This window comes from Spirochaetota bacterium (assembly GCA_026414805.1).
In the GTDB taxonomy this organism is placed as follows: domain Bacteria; phylum Spirochaetota; class UBA4802; order UBA4802; family UB4802; genus UBA4802.
Window position 1 is genome coordinate 1 of record JAOAIH010000183.1, and the last position, 512, is coordinate 512.

Annotated in this window: 2 protein-coding genes; both read right to left on the minus strand. The window is 50.8% G+C overall.

Going from position 1 to position 512, the window contains the following annotated elements:
* Positions 1-342: class II glutamine amidotransferase (locus N3F66_15290; protein MCX8125510.1), on the minus strand; the 342-nt coding region annotated here is incomplete at its 3' end.
* On the minus strand, positions 330-512 hold a 183-nt coding region (locus tag N3F66_15295), incomplete at its 5' end, for a hypothetical protein (protein MCX8125511.1). The genes N3F66_15295 and N3F66_15290, both read right to left, overlap by 13 nt.

The window sequence follows — 512 nt, forward strand, 5'->3', positions numbered from 1 at the left end:
GGCAAGCTCCTCGCGTAGTTCAAGGTAATTTTCCACAATGCCATTATGAACAACCACCACTTCACCAGTCGCGCCAACATGAGGATGCGCATTGCGGGCGCTAGGTTCGCCATGCGTTGCCCAGCGCGTATGCCCAATACCGATTCTGCCCGCCACCGGCTGTGCAGCAACCAGCGCTGCCAGTCGCGAGAGCTTCCCGAGCTCACGGCGGATTTCTATTTTTCCATCGTGCAACACCGCAAGCCCCGCCGAGTCGTATCCTCGATACTCCAGCCGCTTTAATCCATTAAGAATAATCTCGGTGGCATCCTTTTCGCCAATATAGCCGACTATTCCACACATATATATTCCTCCATAAGTAAAGTCAATAACATCTTCACCAAAAGGCAAAACCTCAACGTACCAACTTCCCCAACACATCGGAGGAAATTGGTTGCAGATATATTCATCTCTTGGATATGGGATTTTGAGAAAGACTCAGAGCCAGAGACTCTGGAGGGCTTCCGCTGATC